This is a genomic window from Streptomyces sp. NPDC093097 (genome assembly GCF_044754325.1).
Lineage (GTDB): Bacteria > Actinomycetota > Actinomycetes > Streptomycetales > Streptomycetaceae > Streptomyces.
Window position 1 is genome coordinate 200,537 of record NZ_JBIVOW010000011.1, and the last position, 16,897, is coordinate 217,433.

Below are 16,897 nucleotides of genomic sequence, written 5' to 3' on the forward strand. Positions count from 1 at the left end.
AAATTCACGAAAGCCGCCCCGCGCCCCCGGCCAGTCCCTAGAGTCGACGGCATGGATGACACAAGAGGCAACAATGGTGCCAAGACGCCGAGTCGGACGTCACGACGCGGTGCGCTGAAGGCAGCCGCCGCCGTGGCCGGCGCGGGGGCGGTCACGGCGATGGGCACCGGCACGTCCGTCGCACACGCCGACGGACCCGCACGCAACGCACCCACCTTCGTCCTCGTCCACGGCTCCGGAAGCAACTCCTTCTACTGGCAGCCCCTGCTGCGCGAGTTGGGCCTGCGCGGACACCGCGCGATCGCCGTCGACCTCCCCGGACACGGGCTCGGCGCCTACTTCCCCCAGTCCTACCAGGCCCCGCAGGACCTCGAACGACTGCGCACCGAACCGTCCCCGATCTCCAAGGTGACACTGGCCGACTGCGCCGCGCACGTCATCGGCGTACTGCGTCAGGTACGGCGCAACGGCCCCGTGATACTGGTCGGCGCAAGCCTCGGCGGCGCGACCCTGAACGCGGTCGCCAACCAGGTGCCCGAACTGCTCTCCCACCTGGTGTACGCCTCGGCGTTCTGCCCGACCCGGCACCCCTCCGTGCTCCAACTGGTGATGACCCCCGAGGCCGCCACCAGCGCCATGTTCACGATGCCCGCCGTCCAGACACCGCCGGAACTGGGCGTCAGCCGGGTCAACTGGCGCTCGGGCGACCCCGCGTTCTTCGCCGCCGCCAAGGACGCGATGGCCGCCGACCGGCCGGACGCCGAGGTCCGGGCGCTGTTCAACATCCTGGAGCCGGACGAGTCGGCGGCCATCGGCGCCAGCGAGGACGCCCGCGGACTGCCGGAGAAGTGGGGCCGGGTGCCGCGCACGTTCGTCCGCTACACACAGGACCACACCATCCCGCTGCCGCTCCAGGACCTCATGATCCGCGAGGCGGACGACACCACCCCGCACAACCGCTTCCGCGTCCGCTCGCTGACCGCCCCGCATGCCGGCCCGCGTGACCCGGCAGTACTGGCGGACGAGTTGGAACGCGTCGCGCACCTGAGCCGCTGACGACGTCCCACGCCCCGACCGCCACCAGGGACACCGGCCCACAACGGTAACGGCGACGCACCCGGCAGTCGCGCCAGGCACAGGGCAGGAAGCGTCACAGCGGTGGCGCTTCCTCAACCTCGCCCGAACCCCCGCATGCCGCATGCCCGGGAGTTCCCAACCCCCGCATGCCGCACGCCCGGAGACCTGCCGCGCCCCAACGAACGGCACGCCGGCAGCCGCCCCGCACCGGCGGTCAAAAAGGCTGGTGCGCCGATGCCGAAGCCCGTTACCCTGCCGCTCGTGTCCTCCTCCGAGCCGGACTGACAGACGTCCCTCCGCTCCCGCACCGCACCCTCCCAAGGCGTGCCGGTGAGCGGGACGGAACGCGCATCGATCGGTCATACCCGCGCGCGACCGCACCCGGTCGTACCCCGGCACCGGCGCGCCCACCTCGGAGACTTCCATGCCCAGCCCCGACAGGGGCAGCGCGTCCTACCGCGCCGTCCTCGCACTGCCCCACGCCCGCACCCTGTTCGCCGCCGCCATGCTCGCGCGGCTCTGCTACGGACTGCTCAGCCTCCCGCTGCTGCTCGCACTGCGGGAGGGAACCGGCTCCTACACCGTCGCCGGCGCCGCAACCGGCCTGTTCGGACTGGTCTCCGCCTTCCTCGGCCCCGTCCGGGCCCGACTCGTCGAGCGCCGGCCCGCCGCACTCATGGTCCTGACCGTCTGCTACGCACTGCTGCTGTCCGCACTGGCCGCCGCCTGCGCCACCCACCTGCCCGCCCCGCTCAGCGCCGGCCTCGCCGTACTGACGGGAGTGTTCCCGCCCCCGGTCGGCCCGCTGATGCGGACCCTGTGGGGCAAGCTGACCCGGGACGAGGCGCAGCGCCAGCGCGCGTTGAGCCTGGACACCGCAGCGGAGTCCACCGTCTTCGCGATCGGCCCGGTCCTCGGCGGACTGCTGGTCTCCCTCTCCTCCGCACCCGCCGTGCTCATGATGTGCTCGACACTGGTCATCACCGGCTTCGCCCTCCTGGCCACAGCCCTGCGCCGGACCCCCGCGAGCGTACGGGCGACAACCCCCACCGCCCGACCCCGAAGCCCCCTGCGGGCCGCCGGATTCACACCCCTGCTGGCGCTCGTACTCGCCGCCGCAACGGCGTTGAGCCTCTGCGAGGTGGCCCTCCTCGCCGCCTGGGGAACGCTCACGGCCGGAGTCCTGACCACCCTGTTCTCCCTCGGCGGTGTCCTCGGTGGCCTGCTCTACGGCCGACGCCACTGGCGCACCGACCTGACGCGCCGACCGCTCGTCCCGGCCGCCTTCGCCCCCCTCTGCTACCTCCTCCCGGCAGTCGCGTACGCGCCACCGGCGGCCGGCGTCGCCCTGCTGCTCGCCGGAGCGTGCACCGACGTCCTCCTGATCACGGCCTACCAACTCGTCGACCGCCTCGTCCCCGAAGGCGCACGCACCGAGGCCGGCGCATGGATCAACACCGCCTACAACCTGGGGGCGGCCCTCGGCACAGCCGCCGGAGGTGTCCTGATCGACCGCTCCGGCCCACCCGCGGCCTTCGCCGTCACCGCCGGCCTGCTCGCCGCCTGCGCCCTGCTCTGCGCACCGCGCATGCTCCGCGCCCCCACCACGCAGACCTCGGCGACCGGGCACCGTCCCACCCCGGACCGCGAGCCCCCGCACCAGACGCCGGCCGGATAACCGACGTCTCGGACCCCGTTCCGCCCCCTACCGCGACCTGGAGCACGCGCTGCGGGCCCACCGCCCCAAGAACTTCAGCGTGCCCTGCACCCCTTGGTCGAAGTCGGCCGGGTCGGTCATGGCGAGCTGCTGGTACGCGGTCAACGACTCCCAGCCAGCCTCCTTCAGCGCGTCGGTGACACACGGCCCGCCGGCGCCGGGGAGATCAGCACCGGAAGGATCCGCTTCCCCAGCTCGATGGCTTTCTCGTACTCCCGCCAACACCAGTGGGAACCGAGCGAGTTGCGGCTGATGAGGACGATCACGGCGTCCGAGTCGCGCAGCGCCTCGAAGATCTTCCACCGCCACTTGTCCGCCGCATAGATCCCGTTCCAGTCCGCCCACACCTTCCGCCCGTGCTCTTTCAGCGCGCGAAGTCCGTGTCGGCGTGGGAGTAGCTGAGGAACACCTGGGCGGTGTCCCGCAGTTGCGGCGAACGCTCGCCCTCCGGCGCGTCGGCGAACGGGTCGCGCAACCGGGCCCGGCGCGCCGGCCACTCCCGCAGCGCGGCACTGCCCCCGCCGATCACCAGCGCCACCACCGCCACCAGCAGCGACCAGTACCACTGCGCGAACGACGGGCCGAACAGAGAGGTCCGCACCTGCCCGTCGAGCCACCTCAGCAGGTCCGCGACCGCGGCCTCCCGCCCCGTGGGAGCGGACTCCCCGCGCACGAACGGCAGCGTCCAGTGCCGCACGGCCCAGGCCGCACCCCCCAGCACACCCGCCGCGACCAGCGCCCACAACGCCGACCCCCGCAGCGACGCCCGCAGGTCCGGCACCGCACGCGGGGCCCGGGCCCGGTACACCAGGCCATGCGCCGCGCTCGAACCCAACCCGAGCACCGTCACCGCCGCCACCAGGCCCCATCCGTACGGGGCCGGCAGGACGGGACCGAACGGAACGACCGCAGCGGTCAGGCCCACCGCTGACAGCAGCCACACCACGCTCTCCGGCCGCAGCAGCCGACGCCACCGCCACTGCGGCCGGCGCTCCCCGTCCGCGCGCTGCCGGAAGTGCCCCGCGGTCTCCACCAGCGGGCTGAAGACCAGGGTCACCACCGGTATCCCGACGAGCCCGCCCCAGGACCCGAAGAACAGTCGGCACAGCAGCCAGGTCAGTGCACAGGCCGGCAGCCAGGCAGCGCACGTGCTCCTCGCCCACCGGTTTCTTCGCGAGACCATGAACCCTCCCGACAGAGTGCGTCAGGGTGCGCACTGTTCCTGCCCGCGAGAGCGGAGGATCACCCGCCGGAGCGGAGGCGGAACGGGACACTCGAGGAGAGGCGGACCGTCCATCGCCGGGGGAGGGGAGCGGCCGAGACGCGGCAGCGCGGGAGATGCCGACCGCGGTCCGCGACCGCTCGCAGGAAGCCCGGACGGCCTCAGTGGTTCCCGAGCACCGGCAGGTTCCAGGGGCGCGGGTCGTCGCACGCCGGGTCCGCCACCACCGAGAGGTGGAAGTGCTTGGTGTGCGGGTTGGAGCCCTTGTACGGCATCCACTTCCAGGGGTTGAACTCCGGGCGGGTGTCCAGGATCAGCCGGTTGGCGATGATGTATTTGATCCTCGGGTCCCGGCCGGCCGCCAGCTCGTCGGTGATCCGGTTGATGTCCACGCCATGGGCCGGGTCGTGGGTGAAGTCCCGGGCGGTGACGATGCCCGGCCCGTACCAGGGGTTGTGGTCACTGTCCCGGTTCTGGTGGTTGCTGTCCCCGATGGAGCCGTCACTGGCCTTGCTCCGTTGCGGGAACCGTGCGTTCAGCTGCTCCAGCAGAACGTCCAGGCTGCGTGCGACGCGCCAGTCCATCATGCCCTCCCCGTGTGATGCCGCTCGGATGTCCCAGTGGGGCCCGCGTTCGGGCCCCATCACTCCGTACACGGTTCTGGGCGGCCCGCCACATGACACCACGTCATGTGACCTGCGTCACATACGGAGTTGGCGGCCGCGCGGCGCTGCTCCGGCCGCCTGCGCCAGAGCAGCGCCCGGGCAGATCCTGGCTGACGCCAGTGCCCTCGGTGCCGATTACTTCACGAGGACGACGGAGTTGATCGGCGTCATGTCGCCCGGCCCGTACTCACCCGGGTCACGGGCCACGATGCCGCACTGGCCGGTGCCGTTGTACCCCAGGCAGAGCTTGAAGCCCGCGCCGCCGGTCTGGTTGTTGACCACCACGCGCATACCGGTGACGTTCGACAGGTTGTGGGCGCCGTAGCTGTAGAAGATGTTCCTGCTCAGGATGGTGCCGTTCGTCTCGCGGATGCAGACCGCTCCGGACGGACAGGGCGTCGCCGCAACGGCGCTGGGCGCCGCGGCGATTCCGAGTCCCACGGCGAGCGACAGACTCGCGGCGGACAGCGCGATCTTACGCATGCTTTCTTCCCCCTTGTCTCGATGCTTCCGGTATGGAGCACCTTGCCGGCGAATGTAGCCCCTACTGATGGGCGGTGTGAGGGAATTGCGGTAAGTAGTCGGTGAACCTTCCGGTTTGACGCGTACTGGCCGTGCCGGCCCGTCTCAAGCGGTGACACCCGGCACGCGGCTCAACGGCCGCTCATGTCCACCTCGCCGCCGGTCGCGGCCGTCGCGGTCCGTTGGGCGAGGCGGTCGGACCGTAGTGCGGTGAGCATTCCCAGGGCGCAGAGGGCGGCGAAGCCGAGCAGGAGGCAGCGAGCGGAGGCGACCATCGAGGGGCGCCCCAGATTGACCAGAAGGCCCGCGACCGCCGCACCGAACGCCGTCGACATCGTGAGCACCGTCGCGATCGAGGCGGCGGCCTTCTCGCCCTCCTCCTCGTCCGACGCGCCGGCCATGGCGGCAACGGACAGATGGGGCATGGCCAGGCCGATCCCGGCACCGGCCAGGAGGAGAACCGGCAGCCAGGCGAGAACCAGCAGAAGCGGCGCATCGCGGCGTTGCAGCACGGCGAGCACGGCCAGCCCCACCGCGAGGAGGCCGGGGCCGGCCACCCGGAGCCGTCGAACCGTCCGCTGCCGACGTGCCGAGGAACTGACGACCTGGCTCGCCGACCAGCCGAGCGACAACGCCGCCCCGAAGAACCCGGCGGCGACCGGCGGCAGTCCGCCCAGGCGCTGACCGAACAACGGCAGGAACGTCTCGACGGCGACGCCGGCCGCGAGGAACGCGATGGTCAGGTAGACCCACCGCAACGTGGAGCCGGACCGGTAGGCCGCGCGCGGCAGGACCCGCACCGGGCTCCGCTTCTCCGCCAGACCGAAGGCCACGACCAACGCCAGTCCCAGCGCGATGAACGCCACCCTCGCGACCTCGTCCGAGAGGGTTCCGGCGACGCTCACCGCCCCCGCGGCCCCGATGACGAGCGTCAGCGAGCCCAGCGGCACCGGAACCGCCTCCGCCTCGGCCCGATGGCCCCCGGGAAGCACACGGGGGACGAACGCCGCCATCACCCCCGAGGCGACAGCCAGCACCACGAACGCCGGCCGCCAGGACCCGAACTGGGCGAAGAGCCCGCCCAGGGCCGGACCGACGAAGTTGCCCAGCCCGAACATCGCGGAGATCAACGCGCTGCCGCGCACCCACAGATGGCGCGGCAGCGCCGAATGGATCAGGGCGAACCCCAGGCCGGTCGACAAGCCCGCCCCAAGCCCCTGCACACCACGGCCGACCAGCAGCACCGGCATGGCCGGACTGGCCGCGCAGACCACCGACCCGACGGTGAAGAGGCCGAAGCCGACGAGATAGGAGCCGGTGTTGCCGCGCCGGGCGAGCACTCTGCTCACGAGCATGGTCGCGACGACCTGGGCGGTCAGGAAGACCGTGGTGTTCCATGCGTAGAGGCGTTCACCGCCGATGTCCGCGACCGCCGTCGGCAGCAGGCTCGCGGCCAGGTAGATGTTGACCGCGCCGACGAGCACACCCCCGGCCAGCACCACGGCGGTCCCGCAATGACTGCCGAGTTCGCGCCACGACCCGACGCGCTGACTGTCGTCCACGTGTGGACCCCGTCCTGTGAGGTGATTCCTTTCCGGGCATGATGGCGGGCGGGGGAGACCCGGTAATCCGGCAAAACGGACGTGGCGTGCCTCACATCTTCCGGCGGTGGGACGGCTTCGTGTGTCTGCCCGGCCCTCGCAACGGGCGGGGTGCGGACGGGCGTTGGGCGCGGGCCGGTGTCAGTGCCTGGCGTCCGCGCGCGGACGCTCCAGGACGAACGTGTCCACCGGAGTCAGCTCTCCGTAGGGGCCGTCGAAGGTGTAGTACGTGACGTTCATCCGGGTGCGCCCGGTGCGGCGGGTACCCGGATCGACATCGAAGGCGGCGAAGCCGTGGGTGTGGACGCGGTCCTGGGCGGCCCGCCAGGCAGCGTCCTCGGTGACGAAGACCGCCTTGCGGTGGCGGCCCTCGGGCTCCTTGCTCAAGGAGACCACGACGCGGCCCTTGGGCTCCTCGAACAGGTCGTCCTGGGTGGTGGCGAAGTTGCCGCCGCCACCGATGATCATGTGCACCGTACCCTTGCTCGTATCGGCGGCATCGGTACTGGTGGAGACCGGGACCGGGGTGCGCGCCTGGTTGGGCAGGGTGCCGCGGACCGGCAGCGAGCGCTCGTAGTAGTGCTCGTGGCCGCACAGCACCAGATCGACCCCGTACGCGTCGAAGAGCGGTCCCCACGCCTCACGGATCCCGAGGTCGCTGCCGCTTCCACTGCGGCTGCTGGAGATCATCGGATGGTGCATGAAGACGACGATCCAGTCGATGTCGGCACTGGCCCGCGCCGCCTTCAACTCCCGCTCCAACCAACGCCGTTGCGCACCGTCGGAGTACCCGCGCACATAGGTGTCGCCGGTGTCCTGGATCGCCACGTCGTCGTTGGCCAGGCTGACGAAGCGGACCGCACCGACGGTGAAGGCGTACCACAGGCCACGCGTCTCGGGGTCGCCGCCGGCCGCCGCGCCGGGCAGCGTGAAATAGGTCTGGTAACCGGTCAGGCCCAGCGGGCCGTTGCCCTTCTCGTTCTCACCGTTGCCCACGCACGGCATCCAGGGGCGCAGCCGCGCCGAGCGACTGTTGCCGATGAACCAGTCCGCCCAGGTCGCCACCCGGTCCTCCCCGAAGACACCGGCGGCGGAGGCATAGCACAGATCGCCGTTGACCAGATTGAACAGCGGACCGACCCGTTCGACCGCGGCCACGATGTCGGCGGACGCCGCGGTGCCGGCCTGGCTGCTGGTGTGGAGCGGGAAACGGCCGGAAGGCGACGGGGTGTCTCCCGTGGGCCACTTGACGACCCGGCGCAGATTGGGCGCACCCTGGTCACCGAAGCTGGTGAAGGTGAACGCGGTACGGCCGCGGGGCGCCGTGGTGAACGACCCGGTCTCCGGCGCGGCGCCGTCGTGCCCGGCCGAGTACAGATACGTGGTGTCCGGCCGCAGTCCGCCGATCCGGGCGTGGTGGACGTACACCTCCTCCCCGGAGAGCCCGTCGCGGTAGGTACGGGTCTCGGCATCGACCACCCGCCCGGCGCCACCGTCCGGCGACCCCAGGCGTATCTGCGGACGCTGCACGGACTGGGGGCTGATCCAGGACACCGTCATCTCGGTGGCGGGATCGGCGCCGAACTGGAGATGCAGCCCGGCCACCCCCGGCACCCCGAGACGGCTGGGCGTGCGCTGCAACAACGGCGACGGCGCGGCGCCCACCGGCCGCCCGGCGGCTGCGGCGCTCCCCGCGGTCCCCAGAGCGGCGGCCGCACCCGCCGTGGAACCGGTCAGTACCGATCTGCGTGAAATCGACATGGAAGTACCCTTTCCAAGAAGGAAGTTGATCGAGTGAACTTTAAGCTCGACCGACTGTTCTGACACCTGCGCGGAGCCCCTGTTCCCTGTTCCCTGTTCGTTGTTCCCTGCTCTCGTGCCGGGGGCGGGACCGGTCCGCGAGGCGAGGACGCGATCGCGTGGAGCGCCGCCGCGGCGATCCGCTTTCCCCGATCCGCCCCGACGCGTCTGCCTGCCCGATCCGCCTGCCCGATCCGCCTGCCCGATCCGCTTCCCCCACGCGGCGGAGGCAGATCGTCGTCAAGGCCGAGGCGGCAGACGGCCGAGGCCGGAAGCCTGGACCGTATGACGACCACCGCACCACCCGCTGCCCAGTCCGCACCGGCGAGCGCCCTCCAGATGACACTGCGGACGGTCACCATCGCCGCCTGCCTGCCGTACCTCGCCCTGAAGGTGGCCTGGGTCGCCGGCAGCCGCGTGGGCATCCCCGACGGCAGTGAACTGCTCGCCCACGAGACCGTCATGAGGATCGCCAACGCCCTGACCTGCCTGATGGACGCCTCCGTCATCGTGCTGGCCCTGCTGCTGACCCGCCCCTGGGGAAGGCGGGTCCCGGCGTGGCTGGTCGCCGTACCGCTGTGGGTCGCCACCGGCCTGCTCGCCCCGATCGTGGTCGGCTTCCCGGCGACGCTGGTGGCCGGAGCGCTCGGCGCCGAAACCGTCGGGGCCCAGGCAGCCGCACAGGCATCGTGGCTGGAGGACTGGGTGTGGAGCATGGTGTACGGCGGCTTCATCGTCCAGGCACTCGGCCTGGGAACGCTGTTCGTGATGTACGTGCGTGACCGCTGGGCCCCGGTGTGGCAGGGCCGCCTCGGGGCGCTGCCGCCCTCTCCCACCGCCGCCGCACAGCGCGTCATCGCCGTGGCGGCGGCCGGACTCGCGCTGCTGCCCGCCGCCCTGCACGCCCTGTGGGCAGCCGGCTCGACCTGCGGGCTGAGCGCGGGCCTGGCCGCGGGCCGCACCACCGACTTCCACGTCGTGGAGGCGGTGCACGCCCTGTGGGCGGCGAGCGCGGCGGTGGGCGCGCTGATGCTCGCGCTCCGGATCGGCCGCGGGGTGCGGGTATGGGTGCCGCTCGCGCTGGCCTGGGTCGGCTCGGGGGCGACCGCAGCATGGGGAGCCTGGCTCGCGGTCACGTCCCTGGCGGCGTCGCTGAACGACCCTCAGGCGCCCACCTCCGTCATGCACCTGACCTACGCTGTCCAGATGATCGCCGGGACCCTCATCGCCGCCGCGGGCGCCTACCACTGCGCGGAGCGGACCACGCCACGGACACCGCGATGAGCACGGCTCCGCAGACGAGGGCGCCCTCGGGGAGAAGGGTCTCGGTGCGGTCGGCCGCACGGCGGTGGGTCCATCTCATCCTCGGCGGCGCCCTGTTGATGCCCTACTTCCTGCTGACGACCACCGCGATCGGAGTCGTCTTCCCCGGCTCGGACCCCCTCCGGGAACCCTGGTGGCAGTTCGCCGCATTCGGCGCCGCCCTGCCCCTCGCCGCGCTGACCGCCCTCTTCCCGCTCGCACGGACCCTGGAGGCGACGGGGGCACGGGCGCTGTGCGGCGTCCCGCGCGACCAGGTGGTCGAGAGACCCGCCACCTCGTGGGCCGCCCGGCGGCGCACGGCACTGTGGTACACGCTGCACCTCCTGGCCGGCGGCATCGTCAGCGGGATGACACTGGCGGCCCCGCCCATGGCCGTCGTGCTGATCCTGCGGCCGTTCATCGCGGCCCTGAACGACCCCCGGATCGGCTGGCCCGCCCTCACCGGCTGGTACGGGCCACTGACCGGAATCGGCCTGCTCGCCCTGGTGATCGGCACCGCCTGGGCGGGAGGCCGGCTGCTGGCGCGTTGCGCCCCGACGCTGCTGGGACCCACCCCCGCCGACCGGCTCGCCGCCGCCGAACGCCGTGCCGCCGACCTCGCCGCCCGCAACCGCATCGCCCGCGAACTGCACGACTCCGTCGGACACGCGCTCAGCGCGGTCACCCTCCAGGCCGGCGCGGCCGGCCGGGTACTGGACCGGGACCCGCAGTTCGTACGCCAGGCACTCACCGCGATCGAGACGGCCGCCCGCGAGGCCGTCACCGAACTCGACACCGTACTCGGCCTGTTGCGCGAGGACGACGGGCCCGCGGCCGACGGCGATCCGGCCCGGCCTCTCGCCCCGGCCCCGGACCTGACCGCCCTGGACGGACTGCTGGACCGCACCCGCGCGGCCGGGACCGCCGTGACGGCCACGGTCGACTGCGCCCCACAACTGCTTCCCCCGACCGTCTCCCGCGAGGCGTACCGCATCGTGCAGGAGGGCCTGAACAACGCACTCCGGCACGCCGCAGGAGCCGCGGTACACCTGCACCTCTCCCACGCGACGGAGGGACTGACCATCACCGTGGAGAACCAACTGCCTGCGCCTGCGGCCCGCCCGATCCCTGCGGCCGCGCACACGACCGGGCCGCAGTGGCCCGGGGGAGGCCGGGGACTGGCCGGCATCGCCGAACGGGCCCGTCTCCTGGGCGGCCGAGCCGCATCCGGCCCGCACGACGACCGGTGGCGACTGGCCGTCGTCCTCCCCCTGAACGCAGCCCCGGACCCGAAAGCGGACAGGACAGCAGCGCCAGAGCCAGAGTCAGTGCCGGGAGTGGACCAGTGACGGGAAACGACAGCGCACCGCTGCGCATCGTGCTCGCCGACGACGAGGCCATGGTGCGCAGCGCCCTGCGGGCCATCCTGGGAGCCGAACCGGACATGGAGGTCGTCGGGGAGGCCGCCACCGGCGCCGAGGCCGTCTCCCTGGTCCGCCAACTGCGCCCGGACATCGTCCTGATGGACGTCCGGATGCCCGAGATCGACGGCATCCGCGCGACCGAACAGCTGCTGGCGGGCACCCCCGACCCACCGCGCATCATCGTGGTGACGACCTTCGAGAACGACGCGTACGTCTACGACGCGCTGCGCGTGGGCGCGAGCGGCTTCCTGCTGAAGCGTTCGGGCGCCGAGGAGTTGGTACAGGCGGTACGGCTGGTCGCGCGCAGCGAGTGCCTGCTGTTCCCCGCGGCCGTACGAGCCCTGGCGGCCCGGCACGCGGGCACCCGCACCGCCGGTGCCCGGGGCCCGGCCGAGGCGGCGTGGCCGGCGCGGCTCTCGGACCGGGAGGCGGACGTCCTGCGGCTGATGACCACCGGACTGTCCAACACGGAGATCGCAGAACGCCTCGGCGTGGGCCCGGCGACCGTCAAGACACATGTCGCGGGAGTCCTCGCCAAACTCCGCGTCCGGGACCGCACCCAGGCAGTGATCGCCGCATACGAACACGGCTTCGTCACCCCGGGCTGACCGGCGGCCCATCGGCTCCGGACGGTGCACTCCCGTTCATGGGACCGGGGCAGCCGCCCTACGGCAACGCGTCGACTGCCGTGCCTGGAATGCTTCGAAGGAGGGACCAGACGGCCGTTCGCCACCTCGGCGACTCCGTCACCCCGCACCTCGGCACCTCGACGACCGGACCGTGACCCGACGCCGCCTTCAACCAGGCACGTCCATGGACTGCGTGCCCACGACGGACAGTAGCCGCAGCGCCTCCTCCGACGGCGAGCCGGGCGTGGCGGTGTAGATGACGACCCGTTGGTCGCGGTCGGTGATGTCCAGGGTGTCGCAGTTGACGGTGACCGGGCCGACCATCGGGTGGCGGAAGGTCTTGCACAGTGCGGGTTCGGCACAGACCTCGTGGGAGTCCCAGAGCCGGGCGAACTCCTCGCTGCCGGAGCGGAGTTCGTGCACCAGGCGGGTCACCTCGGGATCGTCGGGGTAGCGGGCGGCGGTGGCACGGAGCCGCCGTGCCGAGGTGCGGGCGAACGCCTCCACATCCGACACCCCGTACAGCCGCCGCCCCTGCGGACGCGGCCCGAGGAAGGCACGCCGCACCAGATTGCGGTCGCGCGGCGACAGGGCGGAGAAGTCCTCCATCAGGGCGGCTGCCAACGGGTTCCAAGCGATCACCTCGAACGTCGCCGACAGCACGATCGCCGCCGCCTGCGGCAGCCGCTCCAGCAGATCGAGGATGCTCTGCCGCACCACGCGCGAGGGGCCGGGCGGCGGGCCCGGCGGTGCGCCGGCGAGATGGTGGAGGTGATCGCGCTCGGCATACGACAGCCGCAGCGCGCGGGCCAACCCGGCCAGCACCTCGCGCGAGGGGCGCGGCCCGCGGGCCTGCTCCAGCCGCGTGTAGTACTCGGTCGAGATGAACGCCAACTGCGCCACCTCCTCGCGACGCAGCCCCGGAGTGCGGCGGCGCGGCCCGGTCGGCAGTCCCACCTCGGCGGGGCCGATCCGCTCGCGCCTGCTGCGCAGGAAGGCTGCCAGTTCTTGTCTGTCCACACCCCCAGTGTGCGCGGGTCGGCGGAGTCCATCCAGGTACCGCTGGTGCCTGGATGGACTCCCGGACCGGACGCAGGCTCACCACATGGACAACACACCCACCACCCATCCGTCCACCCCCGCCGCCTCGGGCCTGCTGCCCGGCAAGGTCGCCTTCATCACCGGCGCCGGCCGCGGGATCGGCGCCGCCGCGGCTCGGCTGTTCGCCCGGGAAGGCGCCAAGCTGCTGCTCGCGGCCAGGACCGAGACGCAGCTGAAGGCGGTGACCGAGGAGGTCCGGGCGGCGGGCGGCACCGCGGAATACGTACGGTGCGATCTGGCCGACGCGACCAGCGTGCGGGCCGCCGTCGACCGCGCCGTGGAGCTGTACGGCAGGCTCGACATCGCCTTCAACAACGGCGCGACGAACGTGCCACCGGGCCCGATGGACCAGACACCGGAAACGGACTTCGACCACCTCTACGCCGTCAACCTCAAGGGCCCCTGGCTGGCCATGACCGCCGAGGTCGCCGCGATCCGGGCCACCGCCGGCACGGGCGCCATCGTCAACAACTCCAGCATCGGCAGCCTGCGGGGCAACCCCGAACTGCCCGCCTACGGAGCCATGAAACGGGCCCTCAACAGCCTGACCGAGTCGGCTGCCGTCACCTACGGCCCGGAGGGCATCCGCGTCAACGCGATCGCCCCCGGCGGGACGCTCACCGAGATGATCCGGGACTGGGAGGCGGACTCGCCCGGCATCCTCGAACACGTCACCGCACGAACCCCGCTGGGCCGGCTGGCCGACCCCGACGAAATCGCCCAGGCCGCCGCCTGGCTCCTCAGCGACCGCGCCTCCTACGTGACCGGCACGGTCCTCCCCGTCGACGGCGGTGCGCACACCTGACGAACCCGCCCCCTCGACCGGTCCGACGGCCTGCCGGACGGTACCGGGCAACTGCCGCCGACCGCCTCAACACGTCCGACAGACGACCGGATCCACCGAAACAGGAGACAACCGGCACAATCGCCGATAGTGTCGGCAATGCAGGGCCCCGCGTTCCCCCGTCGCGGGGCCCTCGTGCGTCGCGTTCAGGCAGCCGGCTCGCGCAACGATTCCGTCCATCCGGCCCGCCGCCCCCGCCTCCCGGGAACACTGAGGAGCTGGGCCAAGGCGCCATCCCAAGGCCGCGAGTGGCCAGCAGCGGCGAGGCCGTCGGGGACAGGCGCACACAGGAGCAGGTGCCGCCGCAACGAGCCCCGGACGGCCGGCCGCACCGCATCACGGACTTTGTTTCCCCAAGCTGATACTTGGAAAAACAAAGCCACATCGCTACGCTGCTTCTCCGTCATCAGATGCGCAGTCAGGTGCCGGACGAGTTGCGTGACCGGAAGCCGCGAAGGCGGACGCGGCCCGTTGCGCTTCGTCTGCCACGACACCGCCGGTCCCCAGGTTGCGATGATCCTCAACCTGGCATCGCGCCGGCGGCACGAACCGGGGGAGAGGAACGGAGGAGATGGGTATGCGTGTGGTGATCCTGTGCGGTGGGGAGAGCTCCGAGCGAGACGTTTCCCTGGCCTCAGGCCGGTCGGTGGCCCGGGCCCTGCTGGACCGACGGCACGAGGTGACGCTGGTCGACCCGGCCGCCGCGACACCGGTCCTGGCCGGACCGCTGCAACCCGGCGACGCGGTCGAGGAGTTCACGGTGGGGAAGGAGCCACCGTCCCTCTCGGACCGGCATCAGCGCAGGCAGTGCATGCACGCAGCCCTGACCGGCGGCCCGGTCCTGGATCTGCTGCGCGGCGCGGAGCTGGTGTTCCTGGCCTTCCACGGCGGCTGGGGCGAGGACGGGCATGTCCAGGCACTCCTGGAGATGGCAGGCGTGCGCTTCACCGGTGCCGGCAGCGCGGCGTGCGCGGCGGCCTGGCACAAGGGGCGGGCGCAGGCGGTGATGGGTGCGGCCGGCGTTCCGGTGGTCGAGCGGGTGCTGTGGCACCCTGCCACAGGCGAGGTACCGCCGGAGGTGCGGCGCCTGCTGGCGGGCGGGCCGGTGGTGGTCAAACCGGTCGCGGACGGTTCGAGCGTATCGGTCCATCGCGTCGACTCGCCTGCACAACTGGCGCAGGTCGCAGCCGAAGTGCGCCCCGACGGAACGGAGTTGATGGCGGAGCCGTACCTTCCGGGACGGGAGTTCACCGTCGGCGTGGTCGGCGACCAGGCGCTGCCCGTGGTGGAGATCGAGCTGACGACGCCGGTCTTCGACTACACGGCCAAATACCAGCCCGGAGCGGTCAGCGAAGTGTGCCCGGCACAGGTGCCGACCGACTTCGCCTCCCGGCTGCAGGAGTTGTCCCTGCGCGCACACCGGGCCCTCGGGTTCGGCGAGGACGCATACTCACGCACCGACTTCCGCTGCGACGCCGCCGGCGAGCCGATGTGTATCGAGGTGAACGCCCTCCCGGGCCTGACGGCGACCAGCCTGCTGCCCCTCGCCGCGACGGGCGCCGGCTGGACCTACCCCGACCTGATCCAGCGTGTCATGGACCTCTCGACGCGCTGAACACGACCGTCTCGCCGCGTGCCAGGACACTGCGAACACCGCGATGCCCAGTTCCGTCCCGGCGGACAGCGGACGGAATCTGCCGTACAGCACACCTGAGTGTCGAAAAGCCCCGCGTCCGGCCCACTGAATGTGCTGCTCGCCCCAGCCGCACCACAGTCGGGGCAGCAGCATCAAGTGGCTGCCACCCGCAGGGAGCGACCATGAATGACCGCAGGGCGACTCGCCGTTCCGCACGGCGCCAGGGAACGTACGGTGTGGATGCCCCCGACGTTCCGACGCTGTACGGCGCGGTGGGCGTCGGACTGTCGGCCTGGGGCGTCGCCTCCCTGGCCGCCGACGGCCTCGCCCCCGCGCCCTGGGCGCTCATCGTCGGCTGCCTGGCGCTCGTATCCGCGGGCCTGTACATGTACGCAACCCGGCGCGGCAAGTTCGTCGTCTGGGAGAAGCTCCTGGACGAACTGGCACTCCGCGGGGACGAACGCATCCTCGACCTGGGCTGCGGCCGCGGCGCGGTACTCCTGACGGCCGCCCGCCGCATTCCCGAGGGACGGGCCTACGGCTCTGGCGCAGCCAGGACCAGAGTGGCAACGACCCGGCCGCCACCGAGTGCAACGCACAGGCAGAAGGCGTCGCCGACCGCATCGAGCTCCACACGGCCGACATGACCCGACTCCCCTTCGAGCGCGACCGGTTCGACGTCGTGGTCAGCAGTCTGGCCATCCACAACCTCTCCGATCCCACCGGCCGCGCCTCGGCGATCGAGGAGGCGGTACGGGTGCTCAGGCCCGGCGGCCGTCTTGTCCTCGCCGACATCCGCAACACCCGCCAGTACAGCGCCTGTGTGCAACGGCTGGGACTGCACGACATCACCCGTCGCGGTGCGGGAGCACGGATGTGGTGGAGCGGCCCCTGGATGCCGACCGCGGTCGTCACCGGCACCAAGCCGATCCGAGTGGCGGCCGGCGAGGGCACAGCCCGCCCGTGACCCCGTGACCGTAGGGGAGCGGACGAGCTCATCGCCGGAACCGGTGCGAGCCCTCCACCCGCCGGCGTTGCCTGTCCCGACGCGCCTCGGGCCGTGTCGGAGGAAACCCGGTACGGCCCGGCCGGCTCACCGACCACCGCTCAGCGGCGCCCCAGAACCCTGGCCAGGAAGCCGCCGCCCTTACCGGCGCTCTTGTCGCAGGCGCAGCGGTCGGCCTTGCGGACTCCGGCCAGCACTTCTTCGACGTGCATTCCGCACCCCGCGTAGCCGGCCTTGCCGCAGGTGCGGCACACGGTACGTCGACACATCGCATGACTCCTCGCATCGGGGCCCCTGAAGGGCAGCCTTTTCCTCGAATATACCCCGAGGGGTATATTCCGGGGTGTGCGG

Annotated in this window: 17 protein-coding genes; 9 read left to right on the forward strand and 8 right to left on the reverse strand. The window is 72.0% G+C overall.

Annotation, left to right across the window (positions count from 1 at the left end; all coding sequences use genetic code 11):
• Positions 1-51 precede the first annotated feature (51 nt).
• Positions 52-1,056 (forward strand): alpha/beta fold hydrolase, encoded by a 1,005-nt coding sequence (locus ACIQE0_RS20425; RefSeq protein ID WP_402334025.1) that lies wholly within the window; start codon positions 52-54, stop codon positions 1,054-1,056.
• A gap of 445 nt (positions 1,057-1,501) precedes the next feature.
• Positions 1,502-2,755, forward strand: a complete 1,254-nt coding sequence (locus tag ACIQE0_RS20430) for an MFS transporter (protein WP_402334028.1) — start codon at positions 1,502-1,504, stop codon at positions 2,753-2,755.
• Between the two features lie 164 nt (positions 2,756-2,919).
• Here the strand turns inward: ACIQE0_RS20430 and ACIQE0_RS20435 are convergent, their stop codons facing one another.
• From ACIQE0_RS20435 to ACIQE0_RS20460, 6 genes are all read right to left on the reverse strand, one after another.
• Positions 2,920-3,141 carry a toll/interleukin-1 receptor domain-containing protein gene (locus ACIQE0_RS20435; RefSeq protein WP_402334031.1) on the reverse strand — a complete coding sequence of 74 codons (222 nt, stop codon included), beginning with the start codon at positions 3,139-3,141 and terminating at the stop codon, positions 2,920-2,922.
• 17 nt (positions 3,142-3,158) lie between these two features.
• Complete coding sequence (locus ACIQE0_RS20440) at positions 3,159-3,977, reverse strand: hypothetical protein (protein WP_402334034.1); 819 nt, start codon at positions 3,975-3,977, stop codon at positions 3,159-3,161.
• 200 nt (positions 3,978-4,177) lie between these two features.
• A complete protein-coding gene (locus tag ACIQE0_RS20445; protein ID WP_402334036.1) occupies positions 4,178-4,600 on the reverse strand; it encodes a hypothetical protein in 423 nt (140 codons plus the stop codon).
• 216 nt (positions 4,601-4,816) lie between these two features.
• Positions 4,817-5,164, reverse strand: coding sequence for a hypothetical protein (locus tag ACIQE0_RS20450; protein ID WP_402334038.1), 348 nt, complete (start codon positions 5,162-5,164; stop codon positions 4,817-4,819).
• A 170-nt stretch (positions 5,165-5,334) separates the two neighbouring features.
• Complete coding sequence (locus ACIQE0_RS20455) at positions 5,335-6,765, reverse strand: MFS transporter (RefSeq protein ID WP_402334041.1); 1,431 nt, start codon at positions 6,763-6,765, stop codon at positions 5,335-5,337.
• Between the two features lie 180 nt (positions 6,766-6,945).
• The gene (locus ACIQE0_RS20460) at positions 6,946-8,565 is read right to left on the reverse strand and encodes a purple acid phosphatase family protein (RefSeq protein ID WP_402334044.1); all 1,620 of its coding nucleotides are present in this window, start codon (positions 8,563-8,565) and stop codon (positions 6,946-6,948) included.
• Between the two features lie 324 nt (positions 8,566-8,889).
• Between ACIQE0_RS20460 and ACIQE0_RS20465 the strand changes: the two genes are divergently transcribed.
• The 3 genes from ACIQE0_RS20465 to ACIQE0_RS20475 are packed head-to-tail and all read left to right on the forward strand — an operon-like array spanning position 8,890 to position 11,938.
• Positions 8,890-9,888 carry a hypothetical protein gene (locus ACIQE0_RS20465; RefSeq protein ID WP_402334046.1) on the forward strand — a complete coding sequence of 333 codons (999 nt, stop codon included), beginning with the start codon at positions 8,890-8,892 and terminating at the stop codon, positions 9,886-9,888.
• Complete coding sequence (locus tag ACIQE0_RS20470) at positions 9,885-11,255, forward strand: sensor histidine kinase (RefSeq protein ID WP_402334049.1); 1,371 nt, start codon at positions 9,885-9,887, stop codon at positions 11,253-11,255. The genes ACIQE0_RS20465 and ACIQE0_RS20470 overlap by 4 nt, the downstream gene beginning before the upstream one ends.
• Positions 11,252-11,938: a response regulator gene (locus ACIQE0_RS20475; RefSeq protein WP_402334052.1), complete on the forward strand. Its 687-nt coding sequence runs from the start codon at positions 11,252-11,254 to the stop codon at positions 11,936-11,938. Before ACIQE0_RS20470 ends, ACIQE0_RS20475 begins: the two co-directional genes overlap by 4 nt.
• Positions 11,939-12,127: 189 nt before the next feature.
• Here the strand turns inward: ACIQE0_RS20475 and ACIQE0_RS20480 are convergent, their stop codons facing one another.
• Entirely contained in the window at positions 12,128-12,979 is an 852-nt protein-coding gene (locus ACIQE0_RS20480; protein WP_366332150.1) for a helix-turn-helix transcriptional regulator, read from the reverse strand.
• An 85-nt stretch (positions 12,980-13,064) separates the two neighbouring features.
• Between ACIQE0_RS20480 and ACIQE0_RS20485 the strand changes: the two genes are divergently transcribed.
• The 4 genes from ACIQE0_RS20485 to ACIQE0_RS20500 all read left to right on the forward strand — a co-directional run bounded on the left by ACIQE0_RS20485 (position 13,065) and on the right by ACIQE0_RS20500 (position 16,507).
• Complete coding sequence (locus ACIQE0_RS20485) at positions 13,065-13,865, forward strand: SDR family NAD(P)-dependent oxidoreductase (protein ID WP_402334055.1); 801 nt, start codon at positions 13,065-13,067, stop codon at positions 13,863-13,865.
• Between the two features lie 616 nt (positions 13,866-14,481).
• On the forward strand, positions 14,482-15,519 hold the full coding sequence (locus ACIQE0_RS20490) for a D-alanine--D-alanine ligase (RefSeq protein WP_402334057.1): 1,038 nt from the start codon (positions 14,482-14,484) through the stop codon (positions 15,517-15,519).
• A gap of 257 nt (positions 15,520-15,776) precedes the next feature.
• Entirely contained in the window at positions 15,777-16,187 is a 411-nt protein-coding gene (locus ACIQE0_RS20495; RefSeq protein WP_402334060.1) for a hypothetical protein, read from the forward strand.
• Positions 16,163-16,507, forward strand: coding sequence for a class I SAM-dependent methyltransferase (locus ACIQE0_RS20500; RefSeq protein ID WP_402334215.1), 345 nt, complete (start codon positions 16,163-16,165; stop codon positions 16,505-16,507). Before ACIQE0_RS20495 ends, ACIQE0_RS20500 begins: the two co-directional genes overlap by 25 nt.
• 140 nt (positions 16,508-16,647) lie before the next feature.
• On the opposite strand, the gene ACIQE0_RS20505 is transcribed toward ACIQE0_RS20500, so the two are convergent.
• Positions 16,648-16,815, reverse strand: a complete 168-nt coding sequence (locus ACIQE0_RS20505) for a hypothetical protein (RefSeq protein ID WP_402334063.1) — start codon at positions 16,813-16,815, stop codon at positions 16,648-16,650.
• Positions 16,816-16,897 lie beyond the last annotated feature (82 nt).